The organism is Sphingomonas sp. ATCC 31555 (genome assembly GCF_000282895.1).
Lineage (GTDB): Bacteria > Pseudomonadota > Alphaproteobacteria > Sphingomonadales > Sphingomonadaceae > Sphingomonas.
Map to the genome: position 1 here is coordinate 1 of NZ_ALBQ01000029.1, position 874 is coordinate 874.

Genomic DNA, 874 nt, shown 5'->3' on the forward strand with positions numbered 1-874 from the left:
TAGAGCGTTTTCCGATCAATCTGGATCATATCCGCAGGAACTGAAGTAGTTGGCGCATTCGCTGGGCTGGAAGATGTCGACGAGCGCGCCGATGCGGTTCCACAGGCCGCTGACAGTGCGCTCGCCGGCTTTTCGCAGCATGGCCTTGAGGCGTGCAAAGGCCTTTTCGATCGGGTTGAAGTCAGGGCTGTAGGGCGGGAGGAAGCGCAGCGTTGCGCCTGCCGCCTCGATCCGATGCTGGACCGCCGGTCGCTTGTGGCTCGACAGATTGTCCATGATGACGATGTCGCCGGGGCGCAGTGTGGGCACAAGGACCTGCGCCACATAGGCTTCGAACCAGTCGCCGTTGATCGGGCCGTCGAGCACCATCGGCGCGACCATGCCGGTCATGCGCAGGCCGGCAACCAGCGTGGTGGTTTTGCGATGGCCATGCGGATATCCCATCCGCAGCCGCTCACCCCTGGCGCAGCGGCCATGGCTGCGGGTCATGTTGGTGGCGGTCCAGGTCTCGTCGATGAAGACCAGGTGTTCCGGTTCCAGATCGACCTGGCCGTCGAACCAGTCGCGGCGCTGTTTCAGGATGTCGGGCCGGTCTTGCTCGACAGCATGGCCAGTCTTTTTTTGCGCGTCATGCCTCGACGCGCGAAAAAGCGATGCAGCCCTGCGACGGAGACTGCCAGACCCTTCTTGGCTAAGGCTCGGCGAAGCTCTTCCAGCGAGATGTCCTTGCGGGCCTCCCACAGCGCGAGAATGTCAGCTGCCCGTTCCTCAACCCGACGCGAACGCATGTCTCCGCCTTGCGGCTTGGCGGCAACATTGCCCGTTTCCCGCCGCTGGGCGTGCCAGCGGATCGCGGTCGACGGCGCAACCCCAA

At 63.7% G+C, this 874-nt stretch carries 1 protein-coding gene; it reads right to left on the reverse strand.

All coding sequences use genetic code 11. The annotated features are described in order from the left end of the window. Window positions 1–15 precede the first annotated feature (15 nt). Window positions 16–874 (reverse strand): IS630 family transposase gene (locus B215_RS20920; RefSeq protein ID WP_156804368.1). Its coding sequence is split into 2 segments (ribosomal slippage), with 860 coding nucleotides annotated over them: window positions 16–617 and window positions 617–874; the frame shifts between segments, so codons are not numbered across the junction. This gene is flagged as partial in the annotation.